Below are 23473 nucleotides of genomic sequence, written 5' to 3'. Positions count from 1 at the left end.
CCTCTTTCTGCTATCCTTCTATTGGATTAAATCGTTCCCCTTCCAGGCGAAAACTTCCTTCTCCCGCTTCAAGCTCTTCTGAAAAAATTTTAAAGGTCGGGGCATTCGAGGCTGCTAGTATTAACCGTTCCAATGTATCCAAGGAGTGAAGGTCATAAATCTTCCCAATCACACCCGGAGCCATGGCTCCGAATCTCATCTGCAAAACCGCAATTAAATCTTCTCTGTCTTGTACAAGCCCAGCGTCCTCTTCAAAACTAAACATCGTTCCTCCTCCTTCGCTATTTTACATTTTCATCATTTTGAAATAATCAGCTGCCATCGTTTGTTTAAGCGTTTGGGCTGTAGACTCCATAAACGCCGATAAATCTTTGCTCCATTCGTGCCATTCTTCAAAGGAAGCGAATTTCTCCTCCGCATGCGGGAACTGTTCCCCGTAATAGAGGATAAGCTTAAGCCCGTTTTCATATTCGACCGCGTTGGCCTGAATATCATACGGTTGAATGTGGTAGGCATCTAATTCTAGAATCAATTTATTATATATATCCGGAGCTACAATTCGTAACGACTTTTCCTGGTGTTGTTCGTTTATGCTCATTCCTATTCCTCCTTTTCCATCCGCTTCCTAATGATGAGGTAAAATCTGCAGTTCTTTTTGATTGTGCAGTTGATCAACTAAAATCAAAGCATGGAATCGCTGCAGGACGGATTCATCCATCCCCCCGGCACTTAACCGTTCTTTGATTTCTTTGGCAAGCAGCCGAAGCAGCTCATGATCACGAGTTAATGCGATAATGTCTTCTTTGAGATTCAGATCCTGTTCTGCTAATTCCTTATATAAGCCTTTCTCCTCCTCGTCGGCATGACGTAACGTTCTTGTTTCCCAATGTTCTATCAAGACATAGGCTAGCTCCAGTGCTTGTTCCATCCGCTGGTTTCGTAATAAATGTTCGAGCATTCCGGTTATTTCCACTGCTTCCTGTAATGCTGCTTCATGTATCGAAGAGTGGCTGTCGACGTGCTTTAATGCCGGTCCTGACATGCTAACCCTCCTGCTCTTTTTCCGTTAGTAAATTCTTGATTTCCGATTGATTTTCTTTTATCTTCTGCATATCTGACTCCAGCTTTTGCAACTGTTGAAAAATAGGGGACAACGTTTCATCTAACATCTTTTGTAACCGTTCGGATTTCTCGTTTTGGGCATCCATCGATCATACTCCTTTGTTTTTACGATTTAAGATTGGTTCCATTGTAGCCCCCATAAAAAAAGAAAGATGTGATTATTATCACATCTTCTGGCTTCCATCTATTTTTCATTTATCGGTCACATTTCTTTATGGATTTCCTTCATGAAATGGAAAAGAAGATTTTGTTTGATCGCTTTTACCATTTCAGGGCAGGCAAAAGATTTGCTTTCACTTTAAAAAAGGGAAATTTGATAAAAGATATATTATGGTGTATAATACACTATTGTAATATACAATAGTTAGGTGTGTTGATGTTATGTCGTATGTTGAATGTGCAGTATTAGGTCTTTTACATGAAGGTTATCGGTACGGATATGAGCTGGATAAGGTTATAGAGGAGCGAAGTATGCGTTATTGGAACAACCTCAGCCGTAAATCAATCTATTTAGCATTAAAGAGGATGACAAGTAAAGGATGGATAGCAGCAAGGGAATATAAAAGCGGGAACATGCCAGTACAAACAAAATATACTTTAACCGAGGCGGGCCAGGCAAAATTGGAAGAGATGATAGCAGAAGGGTTAAGTTCTCAAGAGTTTGTAAAATTCGGTTATAGTGTACCGATGGCTTTTATTTATATTCTTCCTGCGGAACAAGCGATCGAACAACTCATGAAGCGGCGTACCTGGTTAATAGATTTTATCAAACAAATTCCTTCCCAGGACATGGATGAAAATAGGGAAGAGCCTTTAGGGAAAAGAGCAAACATCAGGCTGCTCCGGGCCCATTATCACATGGAATTAGAATGGATGGATTGGGTGATCTCTGAACTAGAAAAAGAAAGGGAGGAAGAAGTGGATGATAACTAGTCAGCCTGCACGGATCTTCAGTATGTTAGAAGGATACCATCCCGTTAAGAATATAATTGGAGCAGGAGACCCCAATGTTCATAAAATAGACGATCAATGGTGGATGTTTTTTGGAGGATTTCAACGAAATTTTAAAAATAATTTATTCTGTGCCAGTCTGCCGGCAGGAGAACCTCTAAACAGCCAGATGACATGGACCATTACCACTGCCTCTGATAACCCTAAAAAGGCCATGCCGCTGATTGAACAGCCTGATAAAACAGAGTGGGATGGGTATGGTTTGCATGAACCATGCTACGTTGAAGGTTATACAAAAAGCAGTCAAGGCAATTTTATACCATGTCAACGTATTTACTATACCGGGAGAAAGGCAAAAAATACGTTGAAAAATGACGAACCTTTTTCCATTGGTTTTCTTGAAAAAAACTCTGATGGATGGGAAAGACACCCCCAACCTATATTAAAAGGGGACGAAAGGAACTTTAACGTCCTTGCCCCAAAAGTAATGTATGAAAAAGGAAAATGGAGAATGTGGTATAGAGCTAATTCAAAAGAAGCTCCAAAAGGAGAGAAACCCCGCACGGAAATATATTATACAGAAAGTGAAGATGGGGTACATCACTGGACCAAGCCAATTCTTTTCTTTACGAGAGAGGATGAAGTGGCACACGTTTATCCTCTTCAAATCGATGATTCATTTGAGATGTTGATAAGTAAAATTCCCAATCTTTATGGAGAAAGTTTTTATCCAGCTCAAAAGTTATGGCTATTAACAGCCAATGAAATTAGTGGGGAACGTAGTGATTGGTCTAATAATCCGAAAGAATTAATACAAGCACAAGAAGGAGAAGACTGGTACAAGGGAGGGTTCTTTGGAGCAAGTATGTGCCACGCAGATTTGGTGGAGGAAATGGGCTGTCGCTATGTGTTTTTCACAGGGATTCATACCCCCTTTAACAAGGTCAAATATGCGATAAAAAGAATATTTTCACTAAAAAAACCACCAATCCCTTCTCCATTTTATTTTTCTATAGGATATTTTAGATGGACAGGTGAAAAAGAATAATCGGGTTGACATATGTAGAACATCCGTAAAATTTACTCCCCTCGACTATGTTTAGTATTTTCCACCATACGTTTGACACAGCCGTATACTCCAATCCTCATTAATAGTGTCAGACCTCGTCCCAAGTGAAAAGCCTAACTATAAGAATCGAAAAAGATACATAAGGTCAGTATGTTACACCTATTATTTTGATGTGACTACCGACTTTATGTATTTAGGATGTTAAGCTTTATAAAGAAGAAATAATTATACTATTTTTGTATATTTTGATAAATAAAAATTGGTAATAAGCATTAGTTCTTTATAAAGGGCTTTATAAATGAAGCAGATTGGAAGGAACGAAACCATTTTCCGATTAAATATTTGAAAGCGCTGACAACTGTTCTGGCGGTTTATCTGGAAATGAAATTAACACGGATGAGATTTTACAACATAACAACGCATAACCTTCCAACGAATGACGCCACTTTACACTACTAAAAGTTGGGGTATTTAACATAGGGAGGAGGTATAAAAAATCAGCCGTTTAGGATAAAACCCTAGCGCCAGCTGCTGGGGACTTTTAAATGAAAGTAAAATATTCTGAATAATTAAAATATAAAACGCTATATTGCCCCGGCATTTAGGAGTGGCCGATTCAGCATTATACACCGTTGTTTCCTGTTTTGATATTCATCATTGCTGATTCAGATAAAGTAAAACTACTAAATTTTTTATAGTGCCCCAGAGGAGGTGAAGGAGATTTAATTTTTTTATGCCGCCTTACTTTGTTGAGGGAGGAGGCTTGGCATTCTACTGTTCTATAAGGGAGGAATAAACGTTGAAAAAAAAGTTATGGCTGGCGGCTGCAGCACTCTTTACAGCCAGTTCAACAGCAGCTGGCATTCCTGTTCATACGGAAGAAGTTGGTGCATTGAATGCAGAGAATAAGGAGGAAGAAATTCTTCAGGTAGATTTAAGTAATAAATACCGCCCGGTTACCCAGGTGGCATCAGGCGCACTTTATGGTTTAGGGGAAGAAGGATACCCCAAAGAAGATCTGGTTACTCCAACAAAACCTAAAATGTTTACACAAATGGCTCCCGGAGGAACTCATTTTCCGAATGGAGAAACAAGAGTCCTGGGGGATGCCCTGGAAGTGGCGCCTATTGCTGCAGAGGCTGAGGCAGCCGTGACAATCCGAATGCCTGACATCTATCCGGACTTCCCCTATCAATGGGAGGGATGGAATGATTGGGAAGGCAAAGTAAGACAAATAGTCGAGGATGTACAAGAGTCCGATGCAGAAAATATATACGGATACGAAATATGGAATGAACCGGAATGGACCTGGGATGAGGAAGAATCAGGTTCCTTTTTGGAAGGCTGGGAAAGAACCTACCAACAAATTAAAGAAATAGATTCTGAAACAGATATTATTGGGCCAAGCCTTACCCAGTATGACGAACAGTGGCTGAGAGGTTTTTTAATACACGCCAGCGAAACAGATACGCTGCCGGATATTATCAGCTGGCATGAATTAGGAAACCCGGAAGGAAATCATGAGGATGGACCGGCACCATGGGCAATTGAATCACATGTGGAGGACTACAGAGCATTGGAAAAAGAGCTGGGAATAGCCCCGCTGCGTATTAGCATCAACGAATACGCCGTTCAGACAGAACAGGCGGTGCCCGGCTCAATGGTTCAATACATCGGCCCTTTTGAAAGAGCCGGAGTAGATACTGCTAATCTGGCTTTTTGGTACAGGCCCGGACGGCTGAGCAATTTATTAACCGACTCGATGGAGCCGAATGGCGCATGGTGGACGTATAAGTGGTATGGAGATATGTCAGGAGAGATGGTGATGACAGAACCATCAACGGAATATTCAGCTGGACTGGATGGAGCAGTAAGTATTGATAACGAAAAAGAAGAAGTGAAAGGAATCTTCGGGGGAAATGATGGGGATAACGTTTTGTCCATCGAAGGGTTAGAAGAAGTGGCGTTCATGGAAGATACTGCGCATGTGAAAATAGAGGAAGCTCCGTGGTATGGAGTAGATACGCCGTTAAGTGAACCATCGACCGTATTGGAGGGAGAGTTTATCACTACCGATGAGAAGCTGAATATCCCGATTACAGATATGGAAGAAACGTCAGGTTACAATGTAACGATTACTTCCTCTGGAGATGCTATATCACGATATGAAGCAGAACATGCCGCTGCAGAACCGGAGGAAGTTGTGGAAACAGACACACATGCCTCTAATAATCGGTACGTTCAAATGGAAGACGATAAGCTTGATTTTCAAGTGGATGTTCCAAAAGACGGAGAGTATGAAATACAGTTCAGATACGCTAATGTATCGAATAATAATGTAAGCCAGCAGCTGGCCGTACATGGGGAAACCCGGGAGGCAGTTTTTACTGAAACAGGAGCTTCCAGCTATGAAACGTACCGGACGACGGCTCATTTGGATGCCGGGAGCAATACGATCAGACTGCTGGCAAATGGAGCAATAGACGTCGATTTTCTACAGGTAGATACAGAGCCGAAGGGGTCTTTTGATCTTCGGGCTGAAGCAGAAAATGCCAATATACAGAATGCTAATAGGTACAATTCCAGCTATGCATCCAGTGGAGAATATGTTGGAGATATTGATTACGATAACAGCAGCGTGGAATTTCATGTAGAGGTACCTGCTGATGGCGAGTATATGATGGAGACCGGCTATGCAAATGGAACGGAGACAGACAGCACCCATTCTCTTTTGGTGAATGAAAAGGAAGCAGCGGAAATTGTCTATGAGACGACGGACGGCTGGATGAATGATGTTCCCAATTTTGGTACAAGACAGCAAAAAACAACCGACGTTCCATTAAAAGAAGGCGATAATACCATTACTTTCGAAAATGGAAGCAGCTATGCAGAATTGGATTATATAAGATTAACAAGAAATATTAACAGCAGTACACTCCGTGAAGATGTAAACCATTTTACGAACGAAGGTTTGATAAAGAACAAAGGAATATCAAATAGTTTAAAGACAAAGCTGAAAAAGAATAATATGAAAAGTTTTATGCATCAGGTCGAGGCTCAGAGAGGAAAACATATTTCCAGGGAAGCCGCTGATTTATTGTTAAGAGATGCAGAAAATGCAGTCGGCCAATAATTTAGGAAGGGGAGATCTCAACGTACGTTGGGGTCTTCTTTTATGGGGAAAAGCAACCTTCATCACGATCGTATCTTGATGAAAAAAGAAGAGGAGATCAATTGTTTTTATTCAGAAGTCCTGTCACTTCACACAATTCATACAGTTCATGAATTCCATGAAGTTGGCTGCGGTTTCGATGGTTGATACTTTCAAGCGCATCTTGTGTTACCTTTGCTGCCTGTTGAACCGTCTTATGTTCTAATGACGAGATAACTTCTTTTATGTTGTCAAGAGAATAAACAGTGTTTCGCATGGCGCGAATGAAAAAAATTTGCCGAAGATGCGTTTTGTTATACATTCGATATCCATTATCTGGATTGCGATTCGGTGTAATTAAATGTTCTTTCTCCCAGTGACGAATGGCGGATGGTGCGATTCCGGCTAAATCAGCGGCCTCCCCAACCGTCATTTCGTCTTTGATTTTTTTATTGTTAATATTCGTCAGCTCTGGATGATGCAGCATCTTCAGTGCCTGATCAGCAACTGCTTTTTCCTGATGTAATTTCGCTTGTTCCTCATTTACTATCCAAAATGCTGTGTCAACCTGTCCGCGTTGGATATGAAGGAGAATCTTAGATATAATCCGCATGTTTATTGCTGGAAACATGGCACGAATACAGCGAAAATAAGCAAAATGGATCTCTGTATACAGTCGATATCCATTTTTTGTACGTGCCGGCCTTGGAACAATGCCCCACGATTCATAATGACGCAGCGCACTTGTACTAATATTCAGGGACTCTGCGATCTCCTTTGGTTTAAAGTACATATTCTCATTCCTTCATTTTATAAACTTCTACTAAAACATTAAAGAAATGTGACGGATTATCAATAGGGAACCACCTATTTTCCAACTTTATTATACCAAAACATTGGCACTTGCATGAATGTATTATGATGAAAGGGTAAATCTTTTAAAAGAAAGGAAGGGAGTAAAAATGAAGCTCCATCATCTTAATCTAACGGTAACCGATGTGCAGGCTGCCAGAGATTTTTTAGAAACCTATTTTGGTCTGACGGGAGGTTCCGATCGAGAAACAGGTTTTGATGTAGTATTTGATGACGATGGTTTCGTACTCACTTTAATGAAGGGGCGTGAAGTCCACTACCCAAAGACGTTCCACATTGGCTTCCCGCAGGAAAATGAAGAGCAGGTAGATAGGATTAATCAGCAGCTTAAAGAGGATGGCTTTGATGTAAAGCCCCCAGTACATGCTCATGGCTATACCTTCTATGTTAAGGCACCCGGAGGATTTACGGTGGAAGTGCTTTGTTAACAAAAGAGAAGAAAGATGGAAACGTAGACGATTGAATAGCATAAAAGAAACAGCTCCTCTGCATTCCGTAGAGGAGCTGCTTCCTAGACTATACCCAGCGCGAGGTCAGAACTTTCTTTCGTGTGTAGAATTCGACGCTGTCTTTGCCGTTGGCATGGAGATCTCCGTAGAAAGAGTCTTTCCAGCCGGAGAATGGAAAGAATGCCATGGGAGCGGGGACGCCGATATTGACTCCAAGCATGCCGGCATCTATCGTTTCACGGAATTGGCGGACGCTTCCGCCATCATTGGTGAAAAGGCAGGCTCCGTTGGCAAACGGGGATTGGTTGGTAACATCGATAGCTTCTGTCAGGTCTTGGACTCGGACAATCGATAATACAGGAGCAAAGATCTCATCCTGCCAGATTGTCATCTCCGTGGTGACGTGATCAAAGATCGTCGGTCCGACGAAATAGCCGTTTTCCTGAATCACCTTATCATTCCGACCGTCTCGGACGAGGGTGGCGCCTTCTTCTTCTCCAGCTTGAATGTAGCTGAGCGTTCGCTCTTTATGCTGCTCCCGGATCACTGGTCCCAGAAATACATCGTCTTCCAGCCCGTTTCCGATTTTAATGTCATTGGTTTTTTGGGTGAGCTGTTCGATGAAGTCATCCGCCGCTGTTTCTTCCACCGCGACAACAGAGGCGGCCATGCAGCGTTCTCCGGCAGAACCAAAAGCAGCATTTAACACTTGGGTGGCAGCGTTATCGAGATTGGCATCATTCAGGACGATCGAATGATTTTTTGCTCCGGCCAGAGCCTGAACTCGTTTTAAATTGGCGGTGCCCCGTTTATAAATATATTCAGCGACCGGCTGAGAACCGACAAAGGAAATCGCTGGAATCTTCTTATGGTCGAGCAGGCCGTTTACGACATCATGGGCCCCGTGAACAATATTAAAAACACCCTTCGGAAGTCCGGCCTCTTCCAACAGTTCAGCCAGGCGGTTGGCAAGAAGTGGTGTACGTTCGGACGGTTTCATCACGAACGTATTTCCGGTGGCAATCGCCATCGGAAACATCCAGCACGGGACCATCATCGGGAAATTAAACGGGGTGATACCGCCGATCACTCCAATCGGGTAACGGTACACTCCAGATTCAAGCCCGGAAGCAATAGAAGGAAGTTGTTCGCCCATCATTAAATTCGGGGCTCCGCACGCAAATTCCACACATTCAATTCCCCGCTGTACTTCTCCTTTGGCTTCTTTCAAGTTCTTACCGTTTTCGATCGTAATTAATTCAGCCAGTTCGTCCCAGTGTTCCACCAGCAGCTGCTGGTACTTAAACAAGATCCGCGCCCGGCGCGGCACTGCTGTTTCTTTCCATTCCTGAAAGGCTGCATGGGCGGTTTGGACGGCGTGATCCACCTCTTCCTGCGAGGAGAGAGGGACACGGGCAATGACTTCTGCTGTTGCCGGGTTCAGCACTGCTTCCGTTTTGTCGCTGTTAGCAGGGACCCATTCGCCTCCAATATAATTTTTTAATGTTTTTACGGTACTTGATGTGTTAGTCATACTATTCATACCTCCTAAAAAGAATGTAAATCTAGTGGTTTAAAAGGCTGCATATAAAAGGACAGCAGCGAACAAAATCACCGTTGGAACGACGACACTTAATAAAAAGATAGGTTGATAAGCCCGGCGGTGGGATTCTCCGCAAATCACCCGGATGGTTGTGACAACGTAGCCGTTATGCGGCAGAGAATCGATTCCTCCGGAAGCAAGTGCAGAAATTCGGTGCATATCACCTGCATTCACACCCTGACCAAGGTAAATGGGGGCCAGAATAGGCAGCGCTATCCCTAAACCGCCGGAAGCGGAGCCGGTAATTCCGCAAATAACGGTAACGCCGACAGCCAGCCCGAGAAGCGGAGGACCAGGCATATTGACAAGACCGTCTACCACAGTATTGAAGGCTGAAACTTCAGCTGCTACACTGCCAAAGCCAACCACAGCACATGTATTGGCAAGTGCGGTCAATGCATTTTGCGTGCCGGAAGCAAGCGGCTCCCAAAAGGCTTCTAAGAAATGATTCATCAGGAGACAAGCGGTGCCAATGCCTGTGATTAGTGCAATGAGCAGAGCAGCGGTTGGATTTATAAACTGAGATAACAGGTTTAATAATCCAATCACAATGATCAGCGGCAAAAAGGAAGCAAACACATTAGGCAGCTTTTTGGCTGGAATGGAGCCGGATTGATACTGGCTTTCTTCTATGTCTTCTGCTTCCATTGCTGCAGCCATTTCTCGTTTGGCAGGATCCCCATACGGGAGGGAAAAGGTTTCTCCTTTCTGGACCGCTTTTTTTACCAATTTACTCAACCAAAGTCCGCCTGTGGTCATGATGAGAAGGGCACTTAGCACACCAATCCAGCCTCCTGCTGTTGGGGTTGTACCGAAATGTTCCGTCGGGATGATATTCTGGATTTCAGGAGACCCCGGCGCAGTCATCGTAAAAGAAATGGAACCAAACACAAGGGCGGCTGGGATAAAACGATGAGGCAGGTTTGCTGATTGAAAAAGGGATACAGCGATGGGGTAAACAGCAAAGCCGACCACAAACAGACTGACGCCGCCGTAGGTCATTATCGCTGCTGCAGCCACGACGGCAAACACTGCCCGTTTGACGCCCAGTGTTTTTTTAATCCAGTGGGCGATACTTTCTGCAGATTTCGTTTCTTCCATGATTTTTCCGAAAATGGCTCCAAGCAGAAATACAAGAAACCATGAAGCAAAATAACCCGTGAAGCCATCCATATAACTTTCCATCATGGCCGTCTGCAGGTTAAGTCCGCCTGTCACCGCTGCTAACAGCGAACATAATAGAGCTGCAATGATGATGTTGATGCCCTTCATCGTTAGATAAATTAACAATCCCAGAGATACGATTAAACCAATCATACCAATAACATCCACTTTTTTGCTGCACCTCCTGCGTCGTTTTTTCCTTAGACTTTACTGGTGGAAGAAAAATCGTAGCTGTAGCAGATCCAGTAAAGTTTTTCTATTTCCTGTTTTTCCGGGATTTTTGGGTTTTTGGCAGGACTTCCGCTGTCGAGAGCATCCTCTGCCATTTTATTGACAACGTTTTCAAATTGGTTTAAATCAATGCCCCAATCCCGCAAATTGGGGATGTTTAAGCGCTGACATAATTTTTTTACTGAAGATACGGCAATGTCAGCTGCCTGTTCATCTGTTTTCTTGTCAGTTTCCCTGTCAAATATCCGGCCGAGATCAGCGAGTCGTTCAAGGGCAGCGTCTTTGCTGTATTCTAATACGGCAGGCAGCAGCATAGCGTTGGAGACCCCGTGCGGAACATGAAACAATGCGCCGATCGGGCGGGACATTCCATGCACGAGGCAGACAGAAGAGTTTGAGAAGGCAAGGCCTGCCTGCAGGGCTCCAATACTCATATTTTCCAGGGCATCAATGTTTTCCTCGTCTTCGTACGCGTCCGTGATATGATGAACAATACGTTCCATCGCAGAAAGCGCTGACATATCTGTCATTGGATGAGCCTTGCTGGAGATATAACTTTCAATCGCATGACTTAAAGCATCAATTCCAGTTGCGGCTTTGACGTGTTTGGGTGCTGATTTTGTTAGAAGCGGATCGACAATGGCTGCTGCAGGAAGAAAAGCAGGTTGTTTAATCATCATTTTCACGTTGGTGGACGTATTCGTAATCACGGTCACATCTGTTGCTTCTGAGCCGGTGCCGGCAGTTGTTGGAACAGCAATATGGGGGACCGGCTGGGAATCTGCCATTTTTTTATTTCCCATATAGTCTGCGATGTCTCCTCCATTAGGGATAAGAACCGCAATAGACTTTGCCGTATCAATACAGCTTCCGCCTCCAAGCGACAGTACTAGATCGCACTGCTCCTTTTTGAATTGGTCGAGTGCTTCGGCGACATAGGTATCGGTGGGTTCTGTCCCTACTCCTAAATAAACAGTACTCTTTACATTTTCTCTTGAGAGAAACTGGCGGCATTGGGTGACATAGCCGAGGTCTTCCATGATTTGATCACTGATGATCAATGCCTTTTTTCCTTTAAGTGCTGCTTCCTGCCCTGCTTTTTCAAAAGCGTGCCGTCCATATAGAATGGTCGGCGGCGAACGAAATACGGACTCATCTATCAATATTTTTCTCCCCTTTCTCCTTATCCTGGTACATATATTTCATTTTGCAAAAAGTGTGCCACTTGTTAATACCTGATAAAATAAGGCGCGAGAAAAAGAAAGTGTAGTGTTATTACTACAAAAATAAAAAAGTGTAGTGTTTACACTACACTCAAAGCAGGTGATGTTTTTTCAATTTTTGATAGAGGGTGGTTCGGTGAACACCTAATTCTGCCGCCGTTTTTGCTTTATTTCCATTATTTTTGTTTAATACCGCGGTGATCCATTCCTTTTCTTGTTCGGCCTCAAATTGTTTCATTCTGTTGATGGAAGCTGGATTTTCATTCCAATCGAAGGCTGGTTCTGTTGTACGCTCCAAAAGATACGAAGGAAGGTGTCTTCGGTCGATCTCTTCATTGTCCACAAGCACGATTAATTTCTCCAACACATTGGTCAATTCACGGATGTTGCCGGGCCAGGGATATTGGACAAGCGAATTCATGGCTTCCGGTGTTACCGATTTGGGAGGGAGGTCATGTTTGGCGCAGAGCTGATGTATATAATGAGAGACAAGCGGCGGAATATCTTCTTTTCGCTCCCGCAGCGGAGCTACCGGTATCTCCACCACATTGATACGATAGTACAGATCTTCGCGGAAGGCCCCTTGTTCCATCAGCTTCCGTAAACTTTTATTTGTAGCTGTAATAATACGGGTGTGCAGGTTGAATCGTTTGGTACCGCCGATGCGTTCGAATTCTTTTTCCTGAAGCACCCGCAGCAGCTTGGTCTGCATATCGAGCGGCATCTCGCCGATCTCATCTAAAAACAGTGTTCCATTTTGAGCGAGTTCAAATTTTCCTGGTTTTCCTCCTTTGCGGGCATCTGTAAATGCGCCCTCGTCATAGCCGAACAGTTCCGCTTCAAAAAGAGCGGCCGGGATTGCTCCGCAGTTTATACTGACAAAATTTCCGCTGGAACACGAGCTCAAGTCATGGATCCCCTGGGCATACATTTCTTTTCCCGTTCCGCTTTCGCCTGTAATTAATGTGGTAACATTTTTTACGGCAATCTTTCTGGCAATGGCCTTGGATTCGGCAGTACTTGGACTTGTCCCAATAATCTGGTCAAGCGTGATGATGGGATGGTTTTGCTGCTTGTCGGGGATGCGAGAATGTTGGGGAAGCGTGTCTTTCTTGTTTTGCTGCATGCGTTCATAAATTTTATATAGTTCCGACAGCCCTTCGAAAATCAGCATGCCAATGGCTCCGGCCACCCGGTTGTTCTGCCAGATCGGAATTCGGTGCACTACCATCGCCTGGCCATGGATGTATTGAATGGCTCCGCGCTCCGGAAGGCCGGTTTTTACCGTATTATGAAGATTGGTGTTATCGATAACATCCTGCACGTTTTTTCCGATGACTTCCTCTTTCTCGACCCCGATAAAACGACTGTAAGCATCATTAAATGCCACAACTATGCCGTGGTCATCAACCACAGCGATACCTTCGTAAGCGCTTTCTAAAATGATGTTAATAATTTCGGAGGAATGATCAAGATGATCGAGTTCCTGAACGTAGGTGGAAACTCCTTGTACGATTTCATTTTTTGTCACCAGTCCGGTCATCTTTCCTTCCTGATCCACAACCAGATAGTAATCCCGCGCCAGGGGAAGAAGGTCGGGTAAAGACGTATCTGCTGTAATAATCGAGAAACGCTCCTGCATTATATCGTGGATTAGGGCTTCATTCTCTTTTCCATGTAAAAATCCTCTCAGAAGGGAGGCAGAGGTGACGAGTCCGATTGGTTTCATCTTTTCACTTACAACGGGAAGACAATCTAGATCTGAACTATTCAGTATGTGGGCTGCTTGTTTAAACGTGCTGTTGGGATGGATAAAGGAAGGATTAGCCACCATCAAATTAGCTATGGATGCTTTTGCTTTTTGATTAAACATTTGCTTCTGCCAGATGTCATTAAGATAAGTCAGCAATTCTTTCCCCACCGTTCTATTTTTTTATTTAGTTACATATTAACATTCCTTCGAGTTTTTGAGGTGCTTTTTAGTAGGTGAGCCAATGGGGTGAATAAAAAATAAAATCCCTTCAAGTAATCATTCCAGATCCAATAAAATTTGGAGACCAATGGAATATATACTTTAAAGGGATAAATACTGATCCTGTTACGAGGGGAACGAGACGCTTTTTATAGAGAGGTCAGCGACTTAAGTTCTCCATGGTACGCGGCCTGGTACCGTTCCCTTACATCGTCAATAGTGTAAGGTTTGGGGCTTGGAGCAAGTAGTCTTGTTTGTTTAATGCCATTTTGAGCTAAATGTTCTATATCTTTTTCTTCTATTCCGTACTGATCAAGAGTAGTTGGAATACCGACTTCTTCTACGATATTCTTCAACTCTTTCACCGCGGCAATCGCGGCTTCCCGTTTGTTCAGGTGCTCCGTCTTGACATCCAGGGCGTCTGCCATTCGTGCCATTTTACTGATGCAGGACGGCCAGATGTAATCAAAGACATAGGGGAGCAGCGCAGCATTGGAGACCCCATGTGGAATTTTATACACCCCGCCTAACGGATAAGCGAGCGCATGAACTCCGCCGACCCCGGCGTTATAAAAGCTTAACCCGGCTATCAGACTTCCCCACGTCATGTTGCGTCGTGCTGATTCATCATTCCCATTCCACACCGCGGTACGGATGTTGGAGGATATACGTTGAATTGCGTCCAGGGACAATGCCTCTGTTAACGGTGTAGCGTTGACAGAAACGAAAGACTCCAAGGCATGGGTGAGAGCGTCCACTCCCGTCGAAGCTGTAATATGCGGAGGAAGGGAGTAGGTTAATTCTGGATCGACAACAGCTGCATCGGCCAACAGTTTCACATTTGTGATAACATCTTTCGTATCTTCCAGAGAAAAGACGGAAATATCGGTAACTTCTGCACCTGTTCCAGCTGTGGTTGGAATCAATACTTTTGGAAGGCCCTTATGAGTTAACTCCTTTTTTCCGGTAAGGTTTAAATAATCTTCTACGTTCCCTTCATTTTTACACAAAACGGCTGCTGCTTTTGCTATATCGAGGGCGCTGCCGCCGCCTATTCCGATGACAAAATCGGCTTGAAAATCTCTTAAGGACTGAAGCGCCTTGTTTCCAACGTCTAGCGGTGGTTCCGGAACCAATTCTGAATATATGGTATAGTGGAGGCCGGCCTTTTTCAAATGGTCTTCTAATTTTTGGACGATTCCTGCTTCCACTACTCCCGGATCAGCAAACACCATCATTCGTTCTGCTTCAAAGGATTGAACAATGGATGGTACTTCTTGAATCGAGCCTTCTCCTGAAATAATTTTTACAGGGGAGGCAAATGTTTTATACATCATGTCAGTCACCTCTGTCTAAAAAATTAAATACTGGTTTCTACCTCTGAATCAGAGGTAGACTGGACGTTCTCAGCAGTCGCCAGAGTTACAGCACACATAACAACCATACTGACTAGTACACCAATACCAGCTGCACCAAACGGATTCGAAAAGTCGAAGCCAAAGGGCAGATAGACAATCCAATATGTGACTGTTCCCGCTATCAGTGAAGCCAAAGCAGCTGTTTTCGTAGCCTTATCCCAAAGCGCCCCAACAACGAGTGGGCCGGCTGTCGCAGCCATGATACCTCCAATGCCAATCCACATAAACACGGCTAAGTACTGGGGCGGGGTCCATGCTAATATAACAGCGGCGATAATGACGATAAACGTGCTGTAACGGCTGATTAAAAGCTCATTTCTTTCTGCCTTTTCCTTTGTAATGTTCAATTTTGGTACAAGCGTTTTGCGGTAGAGGTCATTAGCTAAAAGCTGGGTTAATGAAACCACAAGACCGTCTGATGTAGACATAATCGCAGACAATACAGCGATTGCTAAAAAGGCGGCTATAACTGGCGGAAATATTTCACTAAACAAGACTGGTACAATTTGGTCCGGCGCAATTCCGGCATCACTGCCTACGACGGCTAACCCGAGCATTCCCCCAAGTCCCATTAAGGGCAGGACAGTGGCAAAAATCGTACAGTACATAATAAGCTTTTTCAGATTACGCCCTGTTTTCACCGCCATAAATTTATTCCCTAAATGCGGAAGGACTGAAAAGGGCAGGTGGGCAATGAATAGAAGCGCGACGAGCCAAAACGCCCCATATGTGTCGTGCCCAGCTAAAAACAGTTGGCTGAATCCGCCTTCTGGGTTTTCCCTGTCAATGGTGGCCAGCATATCGGAAAAACCGCCATCTACTCCAACACTGCCAACAAAGGAAAAAAATACAACAAGAGCTACAATAACCATTAAAAAACCTTGAATTGCATCGGTCATAATATCAGAGTGGGAACCTCCCATAAACACATAAGTTGCTAGCACAACGGCAGTGATCATAAGGCCGGTTTCATAATTGATCCCCATCATCATCTGAAACATCGTAGCCGCTGCCACAAATTGTGATACGACATAAAAGATTAATAGAATGGAAATGATCGTTAAAGCGATACGAAGAAAATTACTGTTGTATCGTTCTCCGATAAATTCAGGGATGGTTCTTGTTCCAAATTTATCACCATATTTTTTTATTACTTTTGCTACAAATAACATTCCGATTACTGTAGCAATTGGATAAAGCAGCGGATACCACAAGCTTGGCGTCCCGATATCGTAGGCGAGCCCCGGCATGCCCATAAAGGTAGATCCGCTTGAAATACCAGCAGCTATAACAAGCGCTACGACCAGAGGACCATAACTGGAACGAGCTGTGGCGAAATCATCCGAGGTATTGGTTTTTCTCATACCAACCCAGCCCATAAACAACATAAATGCGATAAAAAGCCCCATAAATATCCAAGAATACATTACAATGGTACTGTCCATTTTTATTCCCCCCTAATTATTCATCGTTTAATATATTCGTTTTCCACAAAATAAGGGCCATACCAATCCATGTGGCTATAATTAAGACTGTCATAATCACCAGCATGTTCATTTTGTTTCACGCTCCTTTTTCATAAATTGATGAATTTCGGGAAACTTCTCTAGTTTTTCAAGAGAGGCCGACATCGGTTCGTAGAGAAAGGTTTTCGTATTTTTGGACCATCGCCTGTTTCTCTCGATGATTTGATAAGGGACGTATACAAATGAATGCTTAATAAGCTCTATCTCCGGTACGCTCCAGGAACGAGCGTGATGAAGATAAAATCGGCGTACTGTCTCAAAAGCATCATCAATGCATTGTTGTTTGGAAATGGCCCCCTTCATTATAAGAGAAGGATTCACTTCTTTTACCACAAAGTTGGGAAGATTATTGGCCATGCCGCTGCCATTTTTCATCCTATCGGTCATCATAGTCATTTTCTCTTTCCGCTTTCCAAAAATAGATCGGAATTTAATAAGCCATTCTGTAGTGTAATGCGGGTAGTAGACAGAAGCCGGGAGCTCCTGTGTTTCATCATTAAATAAGGTTATTTTCACTTTCATCAACCTACCTTTCGTAGTTGATACTAATCATTTTCAGTTCTGTCATTTCATCTATTGCATATTTCACCCCCTCTCTGCCATAACCAGAATCTTTTACTCCGCCATAAGGCATATGATCGAAGCGAAGAGTGGGTACGTCGTTAATAAGGACTTGTCCTACTTCCAGCTGGTGGGCCATTTTCATCGCCTGCTGCAGATTATTGCTGAAGAGACCGGCATTTAATCCGAAACGGCTGTCATTTATGTTATCAATGGCGTCGTTGGCATCGTTCACTTTGTTAATCAAAACCACTGGCCCAAACACTTCGTTGCAGGAAATTTTTTCCCTTCGATCGACATTCGTTAATACGGTGGGGAGCACTCCATTTCTATTGCTTTGTCCTCCTGTTAAAACGTTCGCTCCACCTTTCTTTGCCTCGTCGATCCAATCAAGGACACGTTGTTGTGATTTTTTAGTAATAAGGCTTGAAACCATCGTGTCTTCTTCCGAGGGATCTCCAAACTTCACCTTTTTCGTTTTTTCTACAAAGGACTGTTTAAATAAATCAAATAGCTCTTCATGGACGTAAATACGCTGCGTGCTGAGACAAACCTGTCCATTATACATAAATGCTCCGGCAACGGCTTTGTCGACAATGTTTTCCAGTTCATTTGCACAACTTTGGTCCACGTACATGGCGGCATTGCTTCCAAGTTCCAGCGTTACTCGTTTCAATCCCGCCTGGCTTTTAATAAGCCTGCCGACTTCTGGACTGCCGGTAAAAGAAATCTTTTTCACTCTTTCATCATTGATCATCACTTCACCAAGGGCAGGGCCGTCTCCCGGAATAACGGCAATTGCTCCTGCCGGAAGACCTGCCTGAGTAAAAATATCAGCAAGCAGTAAACTGGAGAGCGGAGTTTGTTCCGCCGGTTTTATAACTACGGTATTTCCCGCTGCCACCGCCGGTCCCACTTTATGCGTCGTTAGGTTTAATGGAAAATTGAAAGGTGTAATCGCACCAATCACGCCGAGCGGTTCATGGATAGTAAAAGCGTCTCTGCCTTCTCCACCTTCAGCCGCATCCAAAGAGAGGTATTCTCCGTTTAACCGTTTAGCTTCTTCTGCAGAAAAACGAAGGGTCTGCACTGTTCTATTCACTTCATTTCTTGCTGATTTCATAGGTTTGCAGGCTTCTTTTGAGATAATGTCTGCAGCTTCTTGTTTTCTCTTATCTAATAAAGTTGCTGATTGAAATAAAATGTCAGCGCGCTCCCTTGATGTTAACGCTTTCATATTTTTGAAAGCTTTTTCTGCACTTGAAATGGCCTCATCCATGTCTCTCTTCGAACTTTCTGCAATGTCTGCCAGTTTTTCATCTGTATGAGGATGGTAAAGCGGATAGTTTTTCCCTGCTTGCCGTTCTGCCCCATTCACAAATAGTCCTTTTTTCATAACAGTGCCTCCTTCGTTACTTTGAATACGTATTCAAAACCCGAAAAAAGAAAGACCGTGCCTTTATATGGCGCACGTTGTCTTTCGTTGATACAAAATGGGTTCAAGAGTCACTTCCACAGGTGTATCTTCTTGGATGTTTCCCTCCAACATATCAATAAGGTATTCAATGCCTAATCTACCAAGGTTTTGTTCTGTTTTTTGGCCAATTGTAGTCAATTCAAACGAATGATGCCGGGCCAGCCTTACATTATCCATTCCGCATATACTAATGTCATCCGGGATATCATACCCCAATTCTTTCAGCACATCGATCGCAAGAATGGCGATCGAATCCGTGGCGGCAAAAATAGCTGTAGGTTTATGTTTCTGCCCCATCATCTTCAATACTGCTTCCCGTATTTCTTTTTCACTTGTATCGGTTTCGTGTATCAGAGCATCGTCTAAAGAGAGATGCTCCTTGAGTTTCACAATAAACCCTTCACATCTGCCGTGAAACGTGGAAGTGTAGAGAGGGCCGCCTATAAATCCAATTCTCTTGTGGCCGAGTTCTAAGAAGTGATCTGCCGCCAATTTTCCGGCTTTTCTGTTGTCAATTTCCACAAAATGCCCTGGCTTGTTATGTTTTCTGTTGAACATCACAAAGGGCAGATTTAAGGCTTTTAACTCTTCATAGATCGGGTCTTCCATAAAAATAGATGACAAAATAATACCATCGAGCTGCATAGATAACACTGACTCGTATACAGCCATATTATCACCGGCATTTTCAAAAAAGACATTGGTTTTGTACCCTTTTTCATTAGCATAGTTAATGATCGAAGTAGTGGTTTCTACAAAAAAGGGGTTATGCAAGGGGCCGGATATTAAAGCAAGGGTTTTCGTTTGTTTACTGACAAGGGATCGTGCAATGGCGTTAGGCCGATAATTCAGCTCTTTCATTGCTTTCGTCACTTTTTCTGCATTGGTCTTACTTACTTGGTTGGATGCATTTAATACCCTGGAGACAGTTGATTGAGAGACGCCTGCTCGTTTAGCTACATCTTTTGATGAAACCATAACCGCTCCTTTACTTGAATGCGTATTCAATTGTGATTGTAAACAATGCTAAGTTTTTCTTTTATATTTGTCAAGAGGGTTTTATGATTAAATCAAGTTTTATCCAGAAAGGGCTGCAAAATGGTAGATAAAAAGATAGTATTTACATTGAATCCGTTTGCATTTACACTTACTGTATGAATACGTATTCACAATATACTTTTTCTAAAAGGAGTGAGAGGATTGGCAGCCTATTTAAAAAAAGGAAAAAGTGAAGCAGAAATACAAGAAGCTGATTCGAAGGTACAAGAAGCTGTAGAAAATATTATTCAGGATGTGGAAAACAGAGGAGACCGTGCGATTATAGAATTATCCGACAAATTCGACAAGTGGACGCCAGATAGCTTTCTTTTGGCTGAAAACGAGGTGGAAGATATTGTTTCCACTGTACCGGATAGTGTTATAGAAGACATAAAATTTGCTCAATCTCAAATTCGCAATTTTGCTGAACATCAACGTGAAGCCATTCAGGATATGGAAGTGGAGACCAGGCCCGGCGTAATCCTCGGACACAAAAACATTCCTGTGAACAGTGTCGGCTGTTATATTCCAGGAGGACGATATCCAATGGTTGCCTCCTCCCATATGAGTATCGTGACCGCAAAAGTGGCCGGAGTAAAACGAGTCATTGCCTGTACTCCTCCTTCCCAGGGGGAAATACCTGCTGCCACCGTGGCAGCGATGCATCTGGCGGGGGCAGATGAGATTTACATTCTTGGCGGTGTTCAGGCCATGACCGCGATAGGCATCGGTACAGAGTCCATCGCTCCTGTTGATATGATTGTCGGGCCAGGGAATCCGTTTGTTGCAGAAGCAAAACGTCAGCTGTTTGGACGGGTAGGTATTGATTTATTAGCCGGACCAACCGAAACTCTTGTCATTGCGGATGATACAGCGGATATTCAAATGGTGGCGACTGATATATTGGGGCAGGCTGAACACGGTCCCACTTCTCCGGGCGCGTTGATCACTACATCCAGAGAGCTGGCTGAAACGTTGGAAGAGGAAATATCGCGGCAGTTAGAGTCACTTTCCACCGCAGAAGTGGCCGGAGCTGCCTGGCAGGACAATGGTTCCATTATCCTTGTTAATAATTTAGAAGAGGCTGTGACGGAAGCTGATAAGCTGGCATATGAACATGTCGAAGTATTGACGAAAAACCCGGATTACTTTTTAGACAATCTTACTAATTATGGAGCTCTCTTTTTGGGACCGGAAACAAATGTGGCATATGGAGATAAAGTGATCGGAACGAACCACACGCTCCCAACCAAAAAAGCAGCACGTTATACGGGGGGACTATGGGTAGGAAAATTCCTGAAAAACTGCACGTATCAAAAAGTAACTGAGGCTGCCAGTGTAGAAATCGGCCAATATGCGGAACGGCTCTGTGAACTTGAAGGATTTGCAGGACATAAAGAACAAGCTTCTCTCCGAGTTCGGAGATATAGTTGAAGTTAGAAAGCCCAATTCTAAGATGTTAGATAAAAAATAAAATCCATTATGAAAGCAGGTTTTCTATTATTTAAAAACTGATAGAAGGGGCCGAGACAGAAGGATAGGAGCCGGCCGAAAACCCGAACAAAACAATGACGATGGGATCGCTGCACCCGGTCACTGCGCTTTCCATGGGGGCGGCTTCAGCTCACTTGGTAAAGAAGATCGCATTACCAAGGGAATCTTCAGTTCGTCTTCGTCCCATAGGAGTCTCCGTGGCCGGCCTCGGCTGAATAGAGAGGGAGGTTGGGCCAAACGAAAGAAAAATTGGTAAAACGGACATCTTAGGGTTTATGTAACAATAACGTCCATTTAGCGGAGTCAAAATAGGTCGACTCCTGCGGGAAAAGCACGAGTCTCGAGACCCCGCAGGAAGTGGCTTTCTTCCGAGGAGGCTCGAGCCGTGCCCGCGGAAAGCGACCTATTTTGACGTAGCGATAGAACAATACACAAAAGTGGGAGGGCAGCTGTGATGGTTTCAACGTCGAGATCTGATCTATTATTAAACATGGATAAATAGGCTAAAGGAGATTGTAAAGGCCGCTGCCCGGGTTTTCTTTAACGGAAATCGCGGTAACTTTCCATGCATCGGGCAGTTATCGTATATAATACGGCAGCGCTGACGGAGATCAGCGATACAACCATTAACCAGTTTTTCATTGGATGATCCTCCTAATCTTTTTAACGGAATGACATTTTATTTTTAGAAGAAGCGGACTTTCCCTTTTTTCAGAATGAGTTTTGGTCCGCCGACAAGAAATAGATAGCGGTTATCGATGACATTTTTCATGGCACGTGCTGTCTTTCCATAAAGCTTTTTGTCATCAAGGATATTTCCAATAGCATCCCCTTTACCAAGCGAGGCTACCACTCCTTTGTTATCGAAGACAAAACGGCTGGTATTTTCTCCATACAGCAGGGCTTTCAGGTTAGAGGCACAGGTTCCTGCTTCCTGGATCGCACTTTGGGCATTGACGGGATAAGGTTTATCATTTTCGTAATCCCATACCCAGGAGCAGTCGCCGATAACAAATACGTTATCAAAGCCGGGAGCCCGCAAATCTTCTCTTGCATTAACCTTGCCCTTCGTCAACTCGAATCCGGCCTCCCCGACGATAGAATTAGCCTGGACCCCGCCGGTCCATACTACCGTTCCGGCTTTAATTTCCTCTTTGTCCTCTCCGACAATAAAGCTGTCCGGGGTGCATTCCTGAATTTTTGTGCCGATCCGGAATTCTACTCCCCGGTTTTCGAGGCTGGTTTTAGCATATTCGACTAGTTCTTCATCAAACCCGGGTAGAATAGTCGGTGCTGCTTCTACGTTGATAACACGGACTTTTTCTTCACTAATTTCGTATTTCCTGCAGAGTTCCGGAACTTTTTCTATGACTTCCGCTACGAATTCAATGCCCGTGAAACCAGAACCGCCGATTAAAATGTTCAGCAGTTTTTCATCATCATCTTCTCCGCTCGCATAACGGATGAATTGAGATTCCATGTGCTCGTAGATCGCTTTGCTGTTTTCAATATTTTCGATCGTCCAGGCATGTTCCGCAATACCGGGAATGCCGAAGGTTGCGGTTTCAAAGCCAAGAGAAATAACAAGGTAATCATAACCCAGTTCTCCATTTTCCATCATTACGCGCTGCTCCTGAGGCTTGATTTCTGTGACGGAATCATAAACGATCTGGACCCGTTTCGTATCAATGACATCACTGATCATAATCCGGGCGCGGTTTGGATCAATGGTACCTGCTGCAACTTCATGAAGCCAGGTCGTCTGATAATGATAGTTATGCTTGTTGACTAAGACAATATCTGCTTCTTCTGGTTTCAGCTGCTGGATGAGCCGTTTTGTCGTCATCATTCCAGCATAGCCGGCCCCCAGGACAAGAATTCTTGGTTTACTGCTCAACGTTATCACCTTTCTATGATAGTATGTGAAATAATACACAAACAAGCCTGCAAAAAACCTTTTCGCGAATCATCACTCATTTTAGTATAACAAAATCCACAACATTGTTAAATATTTCACAATCGAATTTATTTCTTTTCCATGGTTTCATTAACTAATTTCCGCTTCTTAACGGAAAAAGTATGCGTTTTCATGGGGATAGGAATTTCATACACTTAAATCAGACCAATCATAGGAAATTCGAAGGAGGAACG

The 23473-nt window shown here is 43.7% G+C and carries 20 protein-coding genes; 5 read left to right on the top strand and 15 right to left on the bottom strand.

Translation table 11 applies throughout. The features are described 5' to 3' along the window. Nucleotides 1–10: 10 nt before the first annotated feature. From G475_RS0106875 to G475_RS27140, 4 genes are read right to left on the bottom strand one after another with little or no spacing between them, the layout of a single operon-like run. Nucleotides 11–265 carry a hypothetical protein gene (locus G475_RS0106875; RefSeq protein WP_026700642.1) on the bottom strand — a complete coding sequence of 85 codons (255 nt, stop codon included), beginning with the start codon at nt 263–265 and terminating at the stop codon, nt 11–13. Nucleotides 266–286: 21 nt separating this feature from the next. Continuing rightward, nucleotides 287–598 (bottom strand): hypothetical protein, encoded by a 312-nt coding sequence (locus G475_RS0106870; RefSeq protein ID WP_026700641.1) that lies wholly within the window; start codon nt 596–598, stop codon nt 287–289. A gap of 27 nt (nt 599–625) precedes the next feature. Continuing rightward, nucleotides 626–1042, bottom strand: a complete 417-nt coding sequence (locus tag G475_RS0106865) for a hypothetical protein (protein WP_026700640.1) — start codon at nt 1040–1042, stop codon at nt 626–628. A gap of 1 nt (nt 1043) precedes the next feature. Further along, nucleotides 1044–1208, bottom strand: a complete 165-nt coding sequence (locus G475_RS27140) for a hypothetical protein (protein WP_156911640.1) — start codon at nt 1206–1208, stop codon at nt 1044–1046. 295 nt (nt 1209–1503) lie between these two features. On the opposite strand from G475_RS27140, the gene G475_RS0106855 reads away from it, so the two are divergent. The 3 genes from G475_RS0106855 (at nt 1504) to G475_RS26290 (ending at nt 6275) form a co-directional block, all read left to right on the top strand. Beyond that, a complete protein-coding gene (locus tag G475_RS0106855) occupies nt 1504–2055 on the top strand; it encodes a PadR family transcriptional regulator (protein ID WP_026700639.1) in 552 nt (183 codons plus the stop codon). 187 nt (nt 2056–2242) lie between these two features. Continuing rightward, nucleotides 2243–3121 carry a hypothetical protein gene (locus tag G475_RS0106850; protein WP_156911639.1) on the top strand — a complete coding sequence of 293 codons (879 nt, stop codon included), beginning with the start codon at nt 2243–2245 and terminating at the stop codon, nt 3119–3121. Nucleotides 3122–3941: 820 nt separating this feature from the next. Further along, a complete protein-coding gene (locus G475_RS26290) occupies nt 3942–6275 on the top strand; it encodes a CBM35 domain-containing protein (RefSeq protein WP_051302253.1) in 2334 nt (777 codons plus the stop codon). Between the two features lie 97 nt (nt 6276–6372). Here G475_RS26290 and G475_RS0106835 read toward each other — a convergent pair whose 3' ends face one another. Beyond that, nucleotides 6373–7086, bottom strand: coding sequence for a MerR family transcriptional regulator (locus G475_RS0106835; RefSeq protein ID WP_026700637.1), 714 nt, complete (start codon nt 7084–7086; stop codon nt 6373–6375). 169 nt (nt 7087–7255) lie between these two features. On the opposite strand from G475_RS0106835, the gene G475_RS0106830 reads away from it, so the two are divergent. After that, entirely contained in the window at nt 7256–7594 is a 339-nt protein-coding gene (locus tag G475_RS0106830; RefSeq protein WP_026700636.1) for a VOC family protein, read from the top strand. An 88-nt stretch (nt 7595–7682) separates the two neighbouring features. On the opposite strand, the gene G475_RS0106825 is transcribed toward G475_RS0106830, so the two are convergent. From G475_RS0106825 to G475_RS0106780, 9 genes are all read right to left on the bottom strand, one after another. After that, nucleotides 7683–9149: a CoA-acylating methylmalonate-semialdehyde dehydrogenase gene (locus tag G475_RS0106825; RefSeq protein ID WP_026700635.1), complete on the bottom strand. Its 1467-nt coding sequence runs from the start codon at nt 9147–9149 to the stop codon at nt 7683–7685. A 39-nt stretch (nt 9150–9188) separates the two neighbouring features. Further along, complete coding sequence (locus G475_RS0106820; protein WP_026700634.1) at nt 9189–10550, bottom strand: GntP family permease; 1362 nt, start codon at nt 10548–10550, stop codon at nt 9189–9191. 32 nt (nt 10551–10582) lie between these two features. Further along, on the bottom strand, nt 10583–11776 hold the full coding sequence (locus G475_RS0106815) for an iron-containing alcohol dehydrogenase (RefSeq protein ID WP_035710422.1): 1194 nt from the start codon (nt 11774–11776) through the stop codon (nt 10583–10585). Between the two features lie 151 nt (nt 11777–11927). Next, nucleotides 11928–13745, bottom strand: coding sequence for a sigma-54-dependent Fis family transcriptional regulator (locus G475_RS0106810; protein WP_233275743.1), 1818 nt, complete (start codon nt 13743–13745; stop codon nt 11928–11930). A gap of 212 nt (nt 13746–13957) precedes the next feature. After that, nucleotides 13958–15145 (bottom strand): iron-containing alcohol dehydrogenase, encoded by a 1188-nt coding sequence (locus G475_RS0106805; protein WP_026700631.1) that lies wholly within the window; start codon nt 15143–15145, stop codon nt 13958–13960. A gap of 23 nt (nt 15146–15168) precedes the next feature. Continuing rightward, a complete protein-coding gene (locus G475_RS24415) occupies nt 15169–16671 on the bottom strand; it encodes a sodium:solute symporter family protein (RefSeq protein WP_051302251.1) in 1503 nt (500 codons plus the stop codon). Between the two features lie 108 nt (nt 16672–16779). Continuing rightward, nucleotides 16780–17274: a hypothetical protein gene (locus G475_RS0106790; RefSeq protein ID WP_026700630.1), complete on the bottom strand. Its 495-nt coding sequence runs from the start codon at nt 17272–17274 to the stop codon at nt 16780–16782. Nucleotides 17275–17278: 4 nt separating this feature from the next. Beyond that, a complete protein-coding gene (locus G475_RS0106785; protein WP_026700629.1) occupies nt 17279–18709 on the bottom strand; it encodes an aldehyde dehydrogenase family protein in 1431 nt (476 codons plus the stop codon). A 63-nt stretch (nt 18710–18772) separates the two neighbouring features. Continuing rightward, the gene (locus tag G475_RS0106780) at nt 18773–19768 is read right to left on the bottom strand and encodes a LacI family DNA-binding transcriptional regulator (protein ID WP_026700628.1); all 996 of its coding nucleotides are present in this window, start codon (nt 19766–19768) and stop codon (nt 18773–18775) included. 222 nt (nt 19769–19990) lie between these two features. Here G475_RS0106780 and hisD point away from each other — a divergent pair, with 222 nt between their 5' ends. Further along, nucleotides 19991–21262, top strand: a complete 1272-nt coding sequence (hisD, locus tag G475_RS0106775; RefSeq protein ID WP_026700627.1) for a histidinol dehydrogenase — start codon at nt 19991–19993, stop codon at nt 21260–21262. A 745-nt stretch (nt 21263–22007) separates the two neighbouring features. Here the strand turns inward: hisD and G475_RS0106765 are convergent. Further along, on the bottom strand, nt 22008–23219 hold the full coding sequence (locus tag G475_RS0106765) for an NAD(P)/FAD-dependent oxidoreductase (RefSeq protein WP_026700626.1): 1212 nt from the start codon (nt 23217–23219) through the stop codon (nt 22008–22010). Nucleotides 23220–23473: the final 254 nt, after the last annotated feature.

Source organism: Salibacterium aidingense DSM 18341 (assembly GCF_000429685.1).
Classification (GTDB): Bacteria; Bacillota; Bacilli; order Bacillales; family Marinococcaceae; genus Salibacterium; species Salibacterium aidingense.
This window is presented reverse-complemented; position numbering and strand designations above follow the sequence as displayed.

Coding starts and splice junctions, on each gene's coding strand:
- G475_RS0106850 (WP_156911639.1), top strand. CDS start 2,243: ATGACATGGACCATTACCACTGCCTCTGATAACCCTAAAAAGGCCATG.
- G475_RS0106780 (WP_026700628.1), bottom strand. CDS start 19,768: ATGGTTTCATCAAAAGATGTAGCTAAACGAGCAGGCGTCTCTCAATCA.
- G475_RS0106855 (WP_026700639.1), top strand. CDS start 1,504: ATGTCGTATGTTGAATGTGCAGTATTAGGTCTTTTACATGAAGGTTAT.
- G475_RS0106835 (WP_026700637.1), bottom strand. CDS start 7,086: ATGTACTTTAAACCAAAGGAGATCGCAGAGTCCCTGAATATTAGTACA.
- G475_RS0106870 (WP_026700641.1), bottom strand. CDS start 598: ATGAGCATAAACGAACAACACCAGGAAAAGTCGTTACGAATTGTAGCT.
- G475_RS0106830 (WP_026700636.1), top strand. CDS start 7,256: ATGAAGCTCCATCATCTTAATCTAACGGTAACCGATGTGCAGGCTGCC.
- G475_RS0106805 (WP_026700631.1), bottom strand. CDS start 15,145: ATGATGTATAAAACATTTGCCTCCCCTGTAAAAATTATTTCAGGAGAA.
- G475_RS0106875 (WP_026700642.1), bottom strand. CDS start 265: ATGTTTAGTTTTGAAGAGGACGCTGGGCTTGTACAAGACAGAGAAGAT.
- G475_RS0106825 (WP_026700635.1), bottom strand. CDS start 9,149: ATGACTAACACATCAAGTACCGTAAAAACATTAAAAAATTATATTGGA.
- G475_RS0106865 (WP_026700640.1), bottom strand. CDS start 1,042: ATGTCAGGACCGGCATTAAAGCACGTCGACAGCCACTCTTCGATACAT.
- G475_RS24415 (WP_051302251.1), bottom strand. CDS start 16,671: ATGGACAGTACCATTGTAATGTATTCTTGGATATTTATGGGGCTTTTT.
- G475_RS0106790 (WP_026700630.1), bottom strand. CDS start 17,274: ATGAAAGTGAAAATAACCTTATTTAATGATGAAACACAGGAGCTCCCG.
- G475_RS27140 (WP_156911640.1), bottom strand. CDS start 1,208: ATGGATGCCCAAAACGAGAAATCCGAACGGTTACAAAAGATGTTAGAT.
- G475_RS0106785 (WP_026700629.1), bottom strand. CDS start 18,709: ATGAAAAAAGGACTATTTGTGAATGGGGCAGAACGGCAAGCAGGGAAA.